This window comes from Leucobacter fengyongliangi (genome assembly GCF_050971685.1).
Classification (GTDB): domain Bacteria; phylum Actinomycetota; class Actinomycetes; order Actinomycetales; family Microbacteriaceae; genus Leucobacter.
In genome coordinates, this window is sequence record NZ_JBPCEU010000003.1 from 136,755 (window position 1) to 150,687 (window position 13,933).

At 62.2% G+C, this 13,933-nt stretch carries 15 protein-coding genes; 1 reads left to right on the forward strand and 14 read right to left on the reverse strand.

The window, feature by feature from the left end:
- Nucleotide 1 precedes the first annotated feature (1 nt).
- From rsmA to ACR0R4_RS03570, 4 genes are read right to left on the reverse strand one after another with little or no spacing between them, the layout of a single operon-like run.
- On the reverse strand, nt 2-862 hold the full coding sequence (rsmA, locus tag ACR0R4_RS03555; protein ID WP_433645963.1) for a 16S rRNA (adenine(1518)-N(6)/adenine(1519)-N(6))-dimethyltransferase RsmA: 861 nt from the start codon (nt 860-862) through the stop codon (nt 2-4).
- A complete protein-coding gene (locus ACR0R4_RS03560; protein WP_433645964.1) occupies nt 859-1,770 on the reverse strand; it encodes a TatD family hydrolase in 912 nt (303 codons plus the stop codon). The genes rsmA and ACR0R4_RS03560 overlap by 4 nt, the downstream gene beginning before the upstream one ends.
- Nucleotides 1,767-3,344 (reverse strand): methionine--tRNA ligase, encoded by a 1,578-nt coding sequence (gene metG / locus ACR0R4_RS03565; RefSeq protein ID WP_433645965.1) that lies wholly within the window; start codon nt 3,342-3,344, stop codon nt 1,767-1,769. The genes ACR0R4_RS03560 and metG overlap by 4 nt, the downstream gene beginning before the upstream one ends.
- Before the next feature lie 42 nt (nt 3,345-3,386).
- Nucleotides 3,387-3,854, reverse strand: a complete 468-nt coding sequence (locus tag ACR0R4_RS03570; RefSeq protein WP_433645967.1) for an OsmC family protein — start codon at nt 3,852-3,854, stop codon at nt 3,387-3,389.
- 76 nt (nt 3,855-3,930) lie between these two features.
- On the opposite strand from ACR0R4_RS03570, the gene ACR0R4_RS03575 reads away from it, so the two are divergent.
- Nucleotides 3,931-5,265: an aminotransferase class III-fold pyridoxal phosphate-dependent enzyme gene (locus tag ACR0R4_RS03575; protein ID WP_433645968.1), complete on the forward strand. Its 1,335-nt coding sequence runs from the start codon at nt 3,931-3,933 to the stop codon at nt 5,263-5,265.
- Here ACR0R4_RS03575 and ACR0R4_RS03580 read toward each other — a convergent pair.
- From ACR0R4_RS03580 to atpB, 10 genes are all read right to left on the reverse strand, one after another.
- A complete protein-coding gene (locus ACR0R4_RS03580) occupies nt 5,262-6,137 on the reverse strand; it encodes a PP2C family protein-serine/threonine phosphatase (RefSeq protein WP_433645969.1) in 876 nt (291 codons plus the stop codon). The genes ACR0R4_RS03575 and ACR0R4_RS03580 overlap by 4 nt on opposite strands.
- Nucleotides 6,138-6,172: 35 nt before the next feature.
- A complete protein-coding gene (locus ACR0R4_RS03585) occupies nt 6,173-6,982 on the reverse strand; it encodes a YaaA family protein (protein ID WP_433645970.1) in 810 nt (269 codons plus the stop codon).
- Between the two features lie 77 nt (nt 6,983-7,059).
- Nucleotides 7,060-7,329, reverse strand: coding sequence for a F0F1 ATP synthase subunit epsilon (locus ACR0R4_RS03590; protein ID WP_433645971.1), 270 nt, complete (start codon nt 7,327-7,329; stop codon nt 7,060-7,062).
- Nucleotides 7,330-7,332: 3 nt separating this feature from the next.
- Nucleotides 7,333-8,778, reverse strand: a complete 1,446-nt coding sequence (gene atpD, locus ACR0R4_RS03595) for a F0F1 ATP synthase subunit beta (protein WP_433645972.1) — start codon at nt 8,776-8,778, stop codon at nt 7,333-7,335.
- Nucleotides 8,779-8,802: 24 nt separating this feature from the next.
- Nucleotides 8,803-9,693 (reverse strand): F0F1 ATP synthase subunit gamma, encoded by an 891-nt coding sequence (locus ACR0R4_RS03600; protein ID WP_433645973.1) that lies wholly within the window; start codon nt 9,691-9,693, stop codon nt 8,803-8,805.
- 84 nt (nt 9,694-9,777) lie between these two features.
- Nucleotides 9,778-11,406 carry a F0F1 ATP synthase subunit alpha gene (atpA, locus tag ACR0R4_RS03605; RefSeq protein ID WP_433645974.1) on the reverse strand — a complete coding sequence of 543 codons (1,629 nt, stop codon included), beginning with the start codon at nt 11,404-11,406 and terminating at the stop codon, nt 9,778-9,780.
- A gap of 54 nt (nt 11,407-11,460) precedes the next feature.
- A complete protein-coding gene (locus tag ACR0R4_RS03610; protein ID WP_433645975.1) occupies nt 11,461-12,240 on the reverse strand; it encodes a F0F1 ATP synthase subunit delta in 780 nt (259 codons plus the stop codon).
- Nucleotides 12,240-12,791 (reverse strand): F0F1 ATP synthase subunit B, encoded by a 552-nt coding sequence (locus ACR0R4_RS03615; protein ID WP_433645976.1) that lies wholly within the window; start codon nt 12,789-12,791, stop codon nt 12,240-12,242. The genes ACR0R4_RS03610 and ACR0R4_RS03615 overlap by 1 nt, the downstream gene beginning before the upstream one ends.
- 37 nt (nt 12,792-12,828) lie before the next feature.
- Nucleotides 12,829-13,053 (reverse strand): ATP synthase F0 subunit C, encoded by a 225-nt coding sequence (gene atpE / locus ACR0R4_RS03620; RefSeq protein WP_433645977.1) that lies wholly within the window; start codon nt 13,051-13,053, stop codon nt 12,829-12,831.
- Nucleotides 13,054-13,102: 49 nt separating this feature from the next.
- Nucleotides 13,103-13,924 (reverse strand): F0F1 ATP synthase subunit A, encoded by an 822-nt coding sequence (gene atpB, locus ACR0R4_RS03625; RefSeq protein ID WP_433645978.1) that lies wholly within the window; start codon nt 13,922-13,924, stop codon nt 13,103-13,105.
- Between the last annotated feature and the right edge of the window lie 9 nt (nt 13,925-13,933).

Genomic DNA, 13,933 nt, shown 5'->3' on the forward strand with positions numbered 1-13,933 from the left:
GTCACACCGCAGCTGCCGCGCGCGAAATCGACAGAAAATCGTGAATGCTGAGCTGCTCAGCGCGGGTCGTGGGATCCACACCCGCAGCCTCCATGACCGCGGTCGCCCGGTCAAGATCTCCCAGCACCGGCTGTAGCGACTGCCGCAGCATCTTGCGTCGATGCGCGAACGCGGCGTTCACGAGGTCGAACACGGCAACTCGATCTGCCTCGCTGCCCAAAGGAATTTCGCGCCGCCGATACGACACCAGCACCGAATCCACGTTCGGTACGGGCCAAAAAATGCGCCGACTCACGTTGCCCGCAATCGACCAGTCGCCGTACCAGGTTGCCTTCGCGCTCGGGCTGCCGTACATGCGCGACCCGGGACCCGCGGCAATGCGATGGCCGACCTCCGCCTGCACCATCACGAGGCCCGCGCGAAGCTCGGGAATCAACTCAAGCAGGTGCATCAGGATCGGGACCGACACGTTATAGGGCAGATTCGCCACGAGCACCTCGGGTGCCCCGGGAAGTTCGCCCAGGTGTTCGCGGCCAAGCTCGAGCGCGTCGCAGCGCACGACACGAAAGCGGCCAGCCGCCTCCGGTTGCATCGCGGCCACGGTTCCCGGGAGCTCTGCCGCTAGCCGATGGTCTATCTCGATCGCGGTGAGATCGGCCCCGGTCTCGGTGATTCCGAGCGTCAGCGACCCCAGTCCGGGCCCGATCTCGATCACCCGGTCATCCTTCTCCACACCCGCCAGACGCACAATTTTGCGCACCGTGTTGGGGTCGATCACAAAGTTCTGGCCCAGCTTCTTCGTCGGCGTCACCCCCAGCCGCTCAGCGAGTTCCCGTACCTCGGCGGGCCCGAGCAGGCTCACGGGGTCACCGTTTCGGTATCTGACGACCACTGTCCGTACACGCGCTCAGTGTTTTCCGCGAGCCGCCCGCATAGTTCCTCGAGCGGATCACCCAGCACCTCCGCCATCCGGCGCACCGTGTGGGGCAACAGGTACGGGGCGTTTGGGCGACCCCGAAGCGGCTCGGGTGTCAGAAACGGCGCATCAGTCTCGACGAGCACCCGCGAGGGATCGGCGACCGCAAGTGCATCCCGCAGGGCTGGCGCATTCTTGAACGTCATGGTGCCGGCAAAGGACAGGTACCAGCCGTGATCGTTGCAGATCCGAGCAAGCGCCGCATCGCCCGAGAAACAGTGGAACACCGTTCCCTCCGGGGCACCCACCCGCAGCAGGGTGGCGACAACCTCGTCGTGGGCATCTCGGTCGTGAATCTGCAAGGCGAGGCCGTGCTCCTTCGCGATTTCGATGTGCGCTTCGAACGCACGAGCCTGCGCTGCGCGGCCATCCTCTCCGGTGCGAAAGAAGTCGAGTCCCGTCTCTCCGATCGCGCGCACGCGCGGCTCGGCGGCGAGCGCAGCTATCCCGCGCAGGTGCTCATCGAGCAGTCCCTGAGCGGCGAGCTTGGGCGCCTCGTTCGGGTGCAGCGCCACGGCCGCAAGCACGCGTGCATCGGTCGCCGCCAGGCGCGCACCCCAACGACTCGTCTCCAGGTCGGTACCCACCTGCACGACACCGCGCACACCGACAGCCGTGGCACGTTCCAGAGACTCGATCGGGTCGAGCTGATCCACCCCGTCTTCAAATTCGAGGTGAGTGTGATTGTCGTAGAGCGCTACGGGCAGCGGCTCGGGTGCCGGAGGCCTCGTGAGATCGCGGCCCGGGCTCGCGCTGCGGGCGCGCAACCCGCCGCTCGGGGCAGCGTCGCTCACTGTTTGGCGCCCTCGGTTTCGATGCGTGGGAAGAGCGCCGCGAGTGGCTGCTGGGCGGTGCCCGCTGGTAGCTGTGCCCACTCGCCAGCCTCGCGAAGCGGCCGAGCCTCAAGCGAGCCCAGGGCATCCTCCGCGCCGAGCGCGGCCCAAAGCTTTGCGGTCGCCTCCGGAATGACCGGATGTAACAACTCCGCCAACACGCGCAGGCCCTCAGTCACGGTGGCGAGCACCGTGGCGAGGCGTTCGCGCCGGGCCTCGTCTTTCGCGAGCACCCAGGGCTCCTGGTCGGTGATATACCCGTTGAGCGCATCGACGAGCTGCCAGATTTCGGCAATGGCTTCGTGGATGGCAAAGGCCTCCATGCGTTCGTCGGCGAGGCGCGAGACCCGCGCGGCGAGCTCACGAATGTCGGTATCCGGCGCTTCTTCGGTACCCGCCTCCGGCATGACCCCGGCAAAGTACTTCTTGTTCATCGCGAGCGCGCGGCTCGCCAGGTTGCCAAAGCCATTGGCCAGCTCCGAGTGGTAGCGCGCCGACAGATCTTCCCAGCTGAATGACCCGTCGTGCCCGAACGACACCGCTCGCATGAAGTAGTAGCGGAACGCGTCACTGCCAAAGGTGTCGGTGATCTCGTTCGGCGCGATGCCGGTGAGCTTTGACTTCGACATCTTCTCGCCGCCGACGAGCAGCCACCCGTGCGCGAAGACGTGCTGGGGCACCTCAAGCCCCGCTGCCATCAGCATCGCCGGCCAAATCACCGCGTGAAAGCGCAGAATGTCTTTCCCAACGATCTGCACGCCGGGCCAGTGCCGAATCTCTCCCTCACCATAGCCACGGGCCGTGATGTAGTTCAGGAGCGCGTCAAACCACACGTAGGTAACGTGCGAGCTATCCCACGGAATCGGAATACCCCAATCGAACGAGGTGCGCGAAATGGAGAGGTCGTCGAGACCCTGCTGCACAAACGCGAGAACCTCGTTGCGCGCGCTCGCCGGCTGCACGAAATCTGGGCGCTCCTCATAGAGCGCGAGCAGACGCTCCTGGAACGCGCTCATCTTGAAGAAATAGTTCTTCTCCTGCAACAGTTCCAGAGGTTTCGAGTGGATCGCGCAGACCTTCTCCCCCTCAAACGCTCCCTCGCCGTCGACGATCTCGCTCTTTGGCTTGAATTCCTCGCACCCGACACAGTACAACGCCTCGAACTCGCCGGCGTAGACGTGGCCCTCATCGTAGAGCTTCTGCAGAAACACCTTGACACCATGCTCGTGGCGCTCGTCGGTGGTGCGAATGAAGTCGTCGTTTGAGATGTTGATGGTGTCGAGCAGGGGTTTCCAGGCCGATTCAACCAAACGATCCGCCCACTCCTTGGGCTCGACACCGTTCGCGGTTGCCGTGCGCAAGATCTTTTGACCGTGCTCGTCGGTACCGGTGAGGAACCAGGTATCGTCACCCGCCTGGCGGTGCCACCGTGCCAGCACATCTGCGGCAACCTCCGTGTAGGCGTGCCCGATGTGGGGTGCATCGTTCACATAGAAGATCGGCGTGGAAATGGAGAACGACGGGGACTTGGCCATGGATTCCATTCTACTTCGATTCGGACATGCCCACCCCGACGCTCAGCCGACGCGAATCGTGGGCTCGTGCCTGACAGGAAAGTTCACCGAGTTGGCGATGAAGCAGTGCGTGAAGGCCTCAGCGTGGGCAGAGCGGGCGCGATCCACCATCGAAGCCTCCGCTACCGTGACCAGCGGCCGCAACAGCACCTCTTCGAAGGCCCCACCGAGCCCCTCTTGGCGCATCACCCCGAGCGCGTCGTCAGTGTAGGCCGTCACGACCACGCCGGCACGAACCGCCATGTGGAGGTACGAGAGCATATGACACTGCGCGAGTGCAGCGACGAGCAGTTCCTCGGGATTCCAGCGGTCAGCATCGCCATGAAAAGTTTTGTCTGCAGACCCGGGCAACTCGATCTTTCCCGGGGCGCGGATCACCAATTGCCTGCCGTAGTCCCGGTATCCGCTGGTGCCCCGGCCACGGTTACCCTGCCACTCGATGCCCACCCGATACTCATGCGTGTCACCCATGTGTCGAGTGTACGCGGGCGCATCTCGCGCCGACCGGTAACGGAGTTGAAACCTGAACGGGAGTAAACTCGTTCACATGTCTGCTGATACTGCCATCGCTCAGGAACCCCGCATTGTCACCGAAATTCCCGGCCCGCGCAGCCGTGAACTGCACGTGCGGCGCCAGGCAGTTGTACCCCCGGGGGTGCACAGCGTGATGCCCGTCTACATCGAGCGCGCCCACGGCTCGATCCTCGTTGATGTCGACGGGAACCACATCATTGACGTGTGCGGTGGAATCGGCGTGACGACCATTGGCCACACGGATGAGGCAGTGGTCGCCGCCGCGACTGCCCAGCTGAACAAGGTGACGCACACACTGTTCACCATGACGCCTTACGAGCCCTACATCGCGGTCGCGGAGTATCTTGCGAAGCACGTGCCCGGCGAGGGCCAGTACAAGACGCTGCTGATGAACTCCGGGGCTGAAGCAGTCGAGAATGGTGTCAAGATCGCCCGCAAGTACACGGGGAGGCCCGGGGTCGCCGTGCTCGAGCACGCCTATCACGGCCGCACACTCTTGACCTCAAGCATGAACTTCAAGGGTGCCCCATACGCTGCTGGCTACGGCCCGCGCGTCGGCGACATCTACAAGGCGCCGAACTCCTACCCCCTGCGAGACGGTCTGAGTGGTGCCGAGGCCGCCGCTCGCACGATTGCGTACCTCGAAAAGGTGGCCGGGGCCGAAGATCTCGCGTGCCTCGTCGTCGAGCCGATTCAGGGTGAGGGCGGCTTTGTGGTGCCAGCCGACGGCTACCTGCCCGCGCTCGCCGAGTGGTGCCGCAGCAACGGCATCGTGTTCATCGCCGATGAAGTGCAGGCCGGAATTGCCAGGTCTGGGGCAGTCTTCTCGATCGAGCACTTCGGCGTACAGCCCGACATCCTTCTCACCGCCAAGGGCATCGCTGGTGGGTTGCCGCTCGCCGGAATCACCGGTCGCGCAGAGATCATGGATGCCTCGCAACCCGGCGGTCTCGGCGGTACCTTCGGCGGCAACCCCGTGTCCTGCGCCGCGGCCGTCGCGGTATTCGAACAAATCGAAGCGCAGGGTCTGCTTGCACGTGCACAGCACATCGAAGAGGTGTTTGGTTCCGGGCTCCGAGAGCTCGCTGCCCAGCACCCGGCGATCGCTGAGGTGCGCGGCAAGGGTGCGATGCTCGCGATCGAGATCGTGAAGCCGGGCACACTTGAGCATGACCCCGAGCTGGTCTCGCGAGTAATCGATCGGGCCATGGGGCAGGGCGTGCTGCTGTTGAGCGCGGGTATCTACTCGAACGTGATTCGGTTCTTGCCTTCCCTGCAGTTCACCGATGAGCTCATCGCGACCGTGTTGCGAGTGCTCGACGAAGCGTTTGCCGCGGAGGCAGCTTAGAGCGTCGGAATCTCTGCGGTGTCGGCATCGCGATTCGAATTCGTGTCGCGGTTCGACGCTGACAGGCTCGCCTGGTCGCTGGTGTCTCGGGAATCCCCAACCGCGTGCACGTCGATGACGATGACGGTGACATTGTCACGCCCGGCGTTGTCGAGCGCGCGCTGGACGAGCTGGTGTGCGGCTTCTTCGGCACTCTCGGCCGTCGCCAAGAAATGCTGAATCCCCACCTCGGTCAGCTCTTTCGTGAGTCCGTCTGAACACAGCAGCAGTCGCTGACCGGCGACCACCGCCAATTGGGTGTAGTCGGGGGCTGGCTGCTCATTGAAACCAACGGCACGGGTGATCACATTCGCGTGCGGGTGGATCTCAGCCTCTTCGGCCGTGATCGCGCCCGTATCAAGCAGGTGCTGCACCACGGAGTGATCCACCGTGAGTTGCGTGAGCGCACCCTTGAAGTATTGGTAGACGCGCGAGTCGCCGATGTTAAAGACCTTCCAGGTTGGGCTGTTCCCCAGTGCGCCGAGCGAGACGCCGGTGACCGTCGTGCCCGCACCGAGATCGGTCTCGCCCGCGTCAAGCTCGATGTCGTCGACCGCGTCGCTGAGCGCGCCGTTAATGTCAGACTCAGTGATCGAGACCGTGCCGCCAAGTTCTGCCAATCGCCGCACAACTGCGGCTGATGCCACTTCGCCGGCCGAGTGGCCACCCATGCCATCCGCGACCGCAAAAATTGGCGGTGACATGACGAGACTGTCTTGGTTGACCTCTCGCCGGTGCCCCACGTGGGTGAGACCGTGCCACGACAGTTCGATCAACGACCCGGCATCCTCGAAATAGGAGACCCGCCGCCGAACTGCGCTTGCGCCCCTCACACTCACAGGGTTCCCTCAAAATTCACTTGTTCAGCCTACCCTGCGCGAAGTGCCGAACGCTGCGCCTGAGAGCGAGCGCCCCCGGCACGCAGGTCGGTCACCAGGATCAGCTCGGCAGAATTACTCCCGAGGCGCAGCTCAAGTCCGTTCTCGGTTGCCCAGTCGACAAACTGGGCGGCGCTCTCGGGTTGTGCCTGGGTGCTTGCCAGTCGCCTCACCAGATCGCCCTTCGCCGCCTTGTTGAAGTGGTTCAGTGCCCTGATCACACCACTCTCGGAACGCTGAACCACCTGCAGTGTGGCACCCGAACCCTGCGGCAACGGCGCGAGTGCGGCATAGTCCTTCGACCGAAGGTCAAGGATCCAGCCCAAACCACCCCAGTCAATAGACTCGTGCGCAGATCGCCACAACGCTTGCAGGGATGCGCCACCATCGACCTGCAATCGCGAGCTCGCAGAGAGGCGGTACGCAGGAATCGGGTCATCGGCGCCGATCAGGCCAAAGAGCGAGGACTGTACCGACACGTGCGCCGAGATCCACTGGCGCGCGGCGCCATCGAGATCGCTCACGTCAAGCGCGTCGTAGAGCACTCCGGTGTATCGTTCGATCGTCGGCAGCATCCCCGAGCTTTCAAGCTCCAAATTGTGCGCCAATTCAGCCCGCGACTTCGCACCGAGTTTCAGTGCGCGGATCGCGGCATCCTCGTCAACGCTCAGCTCGCGAAGTGCACGCATCACCAGGTCCCGCGCGGGTGCGAGCACTGACGCGTGAGTGAGCGCTGAGCTTGCCCAACGCCCCGAACCTCCAGCCCGCTTGGTCTCGGAAGGCGGCAAGAACACCTGCATGGATTCCCCCTCGGCACGCGAAAAGACCGGCCGTTGCTCAACGAGCTACGACCGGCCTCTTACGCTCAATCGAAACGCTAGGCGTTCGCCACGATCGAAGCTTGGCTTGCCACGATGGTGATCACGTCGTGATCGACCGAGAGAAACCCGCCCTCTGCGTCGACCCGAACCTTTTCGCCGCCGCTCGTGGTGACGCGAACCTCACCCTGAGCGAGCATGGCGAGCAGGGGCTCATGACCGCCGAGAATACCGATTTCGCCCTCGACCGTCTTCGCGATGACCTGCGAGGCGATGCCTGACCAGATCTCGCGGTCGGCTGAGACGACGCTGACTTGTAGTTCGGCCATGGTTTAGCCGTTCTCCTTCTGGATTTGCGCCCACTTCTCTTCAACGTCGCTGATCCCACCGACGTTGAAGAATGCCTGCTCTGCCACGTGGTCGAACTCACCCTTGGCGATCGCGTCGAAGGATTCAATGGTCTCCTTGAGCGGAACCGTCGAACCCTCAACACCGGTGAACTTCTTCGCCATGTAGGTGTTCTGTGAGAGGAACTGCTCGATACGACGTGCGCGTGCCACAGTGATCTTGTCTTCCTCAGAAAGCTCATCGACACCAAGGATGGCGATGATTTCCTGCAGTTCCTTGTTCTTCTGGAGGATCTGTTTCACGGTGGTAGCGACGCGGTAGTGATCCTCGCCCAAGTAACGGGGGTCGAGAATACGCGAGGTGGAGGTCAGCGGATCCACAGCCGGGTACAGGCCCTTTGAAGCGATCGCACGTGAGAGCTCAGTGGTCGCGTCGAGGTGGGCGAACGTCGTCGCGGGAGCCGGGTCGGTGTAATCGTCTGCAGGAACGTAAATAGCCTGCAGCGAGGTGATCGAGTGGCCACGGGTCGAGGTGATGCGCTCCTGGAGCACACCCATCTCGTCGGCGAGGTTGGGCTGATAACCCACGGCGGAGGGCATGCGACCCAGCAGGGTCGATACCTCAGAACCGGCCTGGGTAAAGCGGAAGATGTTGTCAATGAAGAGCAACACGTCCTGCTTCTGCACGTCGCGGAAGTACTCCGCCATGGTCAGGGCCGAGAGTGCCACGCGCAGACGCGTTCCCGGCGGCTCATCCATCTGGCCGAAGACGAGGGCGGTCTTGTCGAAGACGCCAGCTTCTTCCATCTCGTGGATCAGGTCGTTGCCCTCACGGGTGCGCTCGCCCACACCGGCGAACACCGACACACCACCGTGATCCTGCGCTACGCGCTGGATCATTTCCTGGATCAGGACGGTCTTGCCCACACCGGCACCGCCGAAGAGGCCGATCTTGCCACCCTGCACGTAGGGGGTCAGAAGGTCGATCACCTTGATACCGGTTTCGAACAGCTGAGTCTTCGACTCAAGCTGATCGAAGGCGGGCGGCGTGCGGTGGATGCCCCAGCGCTCGGTGACCTCAATGGTCTCCCCCTCGCCGAGGTTCAACACGTCTCCGGTCACGTTGAAGACCTTGCCCTTGGTGACGTCACCCACGGGTACGGTGATCGACTCGCCGGTGTCAAAGACTTCCTGGCCGCGAACGAGGCCGTCGGTCGGCTTCAGCGCGATGGCGCGAACGACGTTGTCGCCCAGGTGCTGGGCAACCTCGAGCACGAGCTTCAGCGGCTCTTGTCCATCGCCGAAATCGATCGTGGTCTGCAGAGCGTTGTACACCCCGGGAATCGCATCATGCGGGAACTCGATGTCAACGACGGGGCCGGTAACGCGAGCGATGCGCCCGGCAACCTTGGTGGTGGCCTGATCGGTCATGGTTTCTCTTTCTTCGTGGCGTGGCTAGTCAGACAGCGCGTCTGCGCCGCCAACAATCTCGGAAATCTGCTGGGTGATCTCCGCCTGGCGCGCGTTGTTTGCAAGGCGGGTGTAATCGCGGATCAGGGTGTCGGCGTTGTCGCTGGCCGACTTCATCGCCTTCTGCGTCGCAGCATGCTTTGCGGCAGCCGACTCAAGCAGGGCGTTGAAGATGCGTGACTCAATGTACGCAGGGAGCAAACGATCGAGCACGGTTTCCGCGTCGGGTTCGAATTCGTACAGCGATGTCGGGCCCGTTTCGGCCTGAGCGACGCCCTCGACAACCTGCAGGGGAAGCAGGCGATGAACCTGGGGCACCTGGCTGACCATGCTGATCAGGCGGTTGAATACGAGATGGATCTCATCGACCCCGCCCTCGGCTGCGTCAGTGTTGAACGCCTCGAGCAGAGCGTCAGTGATTTCCTTCGCAGTCTCGAATACGGGGCTTTCCGTTCCGCCACTCCAGATCCTCTCGGAGGCGCGGTTACGGAATTTGAAGTATCCCTGCGCCTTCCGGCCAATGAGGTAATACGTGACGGCTTTTCCTTCGGAGCGCAGCAATTCGCTGAGCTCTTCGGCCTCTCGCAGAACCTGCGAGTTAAACGCGCCGGCGAGGCCGCGATCCGAGGTGAAGATCACGACCGCAGCACGGGTAATCGTCTCAGGCTCGGTCAACAGCGGGTGATCGAAATTCGAGTGCGTGGCGACTGCCGAGACAGCGCGGGTGATCGCGTTGGTGTAGGGCGAGGTCGCCTCGACCCGCGCCTTCGCCTTTTGAATGCGAGAGGCCGCGATCAGCTCCATCGCACGGGTGATCTTCTTGGTCGTCTGGGCAGATTTAATCTTCTGCCGGTAGACCCGAAGTTGCGCTCCCATGTCTCTCCTGTGTCTGGTAAGTCTGGCGTGATCTGGTTCCGACTGGATGGTTGGGGGCCGAAGGGCGACCCCCAACCGCGTCCGCTACTTCTTGGAAACGACCAGCTGCTCCTGCTTGATCTCTTCCTCGGGCAGTTCATCGAACTGCTCGTGAAGAGCCTGGCCAGCCGAGGTGCGGAACTCCAGCTTGAAGGCTGCGATCTTCGCCTCGATCTCAGCGAGTACCGCGTCGTCGAGCACATTGGTCTCGCAGAGCGTGTTCAACGCCTCGGAATTGCGACCGAGGTAGTCGAGGAACTCGCGCTCAAAGCGAAGAATATCAACCACCGGAACATCATCAAGGTGACCCTTGGTTCCGGCCCAGATCGATACGGTCTGCTCTTCAACCGGGTACGGCGAGTACTGCGGCTGCTTGAGCAGCTCGGTGAGACGCGCGCCGCGGTCGAGCTGACGACGGCTTGCCGCATCAAGGTCAGAGGCGAACATGGCGAATGCTTCGAGCGAGCGGTACTGCGCAAGCTCGAGCTTCAACGTGCCCGAAACCTTCTTGATGGACTTCACCTGCGCGTCGCCACCGACGCGAGACACCGAGATGCCCACGTCGACCGCGGGACGCTGGTTCGCGTTGAAGAGGTCCGACTGGAGGAAGATCTGTCCGTCGGTGATCGAGATCACGTTCGTCGGGATGTAGGCCGAGACATCGTTCGCCTTGGTTTCAATGATCGGGAGACCGGTCATCGATCCTGCACCCAGCTCATCGGAGAGCTTCGCACAACGCTCCAGCAGACGGGAGTGCAGGTAGAACACATCGCCCGGGTAAGCCTCGCGCCCCGGTGGACGACGCAGGAGGAGTGAGACTGCCCGGTAGGCCTCGGCCTGCTTCGACAGGTCATCAAAGATGATGAGGACGTGCTTGCCGCCATACATCCAGTGCTGACCAATGGCGGAACCGGTGTAGGGGGCCAGGTACTTGAATCCAGCGGGATCAGAAGCGGGCGACGCAACGATCGTGGTGTACTCCATCGCGCCTGCCTCTTCGAGCGCTCCCTTTACGGAGGCGATCGTCGAGCCCTTCTGTCCGATGGCAACGTAGATGCAACGCACCTGCTTATTGACATCACCGGATTCCCAGTTGGCCTTCTGGTTAATGATCGTGTCGATAGCAATTGCGGTCTTACCGGTCTGTCGGTCGCCGATGATCAGCTGACGCTGACCGCGACCGACCGGGATCATCGCGTCAATTGCCTTGATGCCAGTCTGCAGCGGTTCGTGAACCGACTTACGCTGCATCACACCGGGTGCCTGCAACTCGAGCGCGCGGCGCCCTTCAACGTTGGTGATCTCACCGAGACCATCAATGGGCTTTCCGAGCGGATCGACTACGCGACCGAGGTATCCCTCGCCCACGGGCACTGAGAGCACCTCACCGGTCCGAGTAACCTGCTGGCCCTCCTCGATGCCGGTGAACTCACCGAGCACGACGACACCGATCTGGTGCTCCTCGAGGTTCTGGGCGAGTCCGAGTGTGCCATCTGCGAAGCGCACCAGCTCGTTTGCCATGACGCCAGGGAGACCCGAGACGTGGGCGATCCCGTCTGCTGCGTCGATGACGCTGCCGACCTCTGTCGTCGCTGCACCCGACGGCTCGTACGAGGAGGCGAAGTCCTTGAGAGCATCGCGAATCTCGTCTGGGCTGATTGTGAGTTCTGCCATTTCGTTTCCTCTGTCTGTACCGAAGCCGCCGGCCCCGGAGTGAAAAGTTGTGCTCTAGCCTGCGAGCTTGAGTCGGAGGTCGGCGAGACGTGAGCGGACGCTGCCGTCAATTACGTCGTTACCGATCTGGATACGGACTCCTCCGACCAGCGAGGGGTCGAGAACCGTCGTCACACGAACCGGACGGCCAGCGTTCTGCGCGAGCAACACCGAGAGTCGCTCCTGCTGAGCATCACTCAGTGGGGCCGCAATCGTCACAGTGGCCAGTTCGTTTCCACCCTGGTCTGCTGCCACTCGCGCGCTGGAGCGAAGTGCCGCGCTGAGCTTGCGGCCACGCGGGTTCGCCACCAGGTGGCGAACGACGTTCAGTGCGGAGTTCGAGAGCTTGCCAGCAAACAGGCGATCCACCAACACGATCTTGGCCGACGGATCACCCAATTTGTTGCCGAGACTGAGCTCAAGCTCATGGCTCGAGTCGACCACGCCCGCGGCCGAAAGCAACTCGTCGGCGAGCGCGGCATTGGAATTCGCAATCGCGCGAAGCCCGAGCTCTTCGAGGCCCGCAACAAACTCTGCCGGTGTCGACCAGGTTTGTGACACCGCGGACGAGAGAACCGACCGGGCGCCTGGGGACGCTGCAGAGAACAATCGCTCAACGAGCTTTGCCTTCTCCGATGCGGGGGCCGAGGCATCTGCGAGCGCTGCGAGTAGTGCCCGAGCCGAGTCGATCTGAGCCGAGGCAGAGAGCAATTCTCCGCCAGCCTCAGCGCCAAGCAGCTCGGTTCCGAGCGTCGACTTGACGCGTGCCAATGCTTCGCGTGACGCGCTTCCCACTAGTTCGCTGCCTTCTCAGAGGCCTCGAGTTCGGCGAGGAAGCGATCGACCAGTGCCGAAGCCTTCTGATCGTTCGACAGCTGTTCGCCCACCACGCCAGAGGCGAGGTCGATAGCCAATGTTCCCACCTCGCGGCGGAGTGACACAACGGCACTCTGGCGCTCAGCTTCGATCTGCGACTGTGCGGCGTGGGTCACGCGAGCAGCCTCGGCCACTGCGTCTTCCTTTGCCTTGGCCACGATCTTCGAGGCATCTGCGCGAGCAGCGTCTCGGATATCGCCAGCTTCCTGACGGGCACCGGCGAGCTGAGCGTTGTACTCCTGCAGCGCAGCCTCGGCCTTTGCCTGAGCCTCATCAGCCTTTGCGATGTTGCCCTCAATTGCGGCCGCACGCTCGTCGAGCATGGTCTTCATCTTCGGGAGAAAAACCCTCCAGAATGCAATGAGGATGATCGCGAAGACAACTGCCGACCATACGATGTCGTAGGTCGCGGGAATGAGCGGATTTTGCGTCGCGCCTTCCTCGGCAGCGACATACACTGCGTTAATCATCGAGCCTCCCTTTCGAGACTAAGGAAAGGTGAGTGGCTTAGACGAAGATGAACGGCGTTGCAATCGCGATGAACGCGAGTGCCTCGGTGAACGCGATACCGATCCACATCAGCACCTGCAGACGGCCGGCCAGCTCGGGCTGACGTGCGACGCCCTCGATTGTCTTGCCGACAACGATACCCACGCCAATGGCGGGGCCGATGGCAGCGAGGCCGTAACCGACGGTCGCGATGTTTCCCGAGATTTCAGCGAGAACAGACACAGTAGGTGTTTCCTTCCGTATGGTGAGTGCGGCGGTTGCCGAACCCGTATTAGTGCTCTTCAGCCAGCGCGAGCTGGATGTAGACAGCGGTGAGCAAAGTGAAGACGTAGGCCTGCAGAGCTGCGACCATGATCTCGAAAAGGGTAAACGCAAAGCCGAAGGCGAAGGTTCCGATACCGAACAGCTTGAAGAATCCCTCTCCGGAGAAGAGGAAGAACTGAGTTGCGGCGAACAGCAGCACCAACAGCAGGTGGCCGACCATCATGTTCATCAGCAATCGCAACGTCAGCGTGACTGGGCGAATGATGAAGGTCGAGATGAGCTCGATCGGAGTCACGATGATGTAAATCGGCTTCGGTACCCCGGCGGGGAAGAGCGAGTTCTTGAAGAACTTCTTGGGGCTCTTCTTTACTCCGGCGTAGATGAAGGTGACGTACGAGACGAGCGCCAGCACGAGCGGCAAGCCGATCACCGCCGAAGCGGCAATGTTGAGGCCCGGGACAATGCCGGTGATGTTAAACGCCAGAACGGTGAAGAACATCGCGGTGAGGATCGGCAAGAAGCGGCGACCATCTACCTTGCCAAGAAGGTCTTCTGCGATATTGACGCGGACGAAGTCGAGCGCCATTTCAGTGAGCGACTGGCCTCTGGTCGGGATGACTCGCATCTTGCGAGTACCCAGCCAGAACAGCACCAGTAGCAGCACGGTCATGAGAACGCGAATCATCATGATCCGGTTCATCGCAAACGGTGTGCCCTCAAACAGAACGATGTCGGGAAAAAACTCCGAAATCGACGGAGCATGAAATTCATCCGCCATAAAGTTGAGGGTCGGGGTCACGAGTTGCACAGCGTTAGCGAACAGCGCCATTCTCCTGAT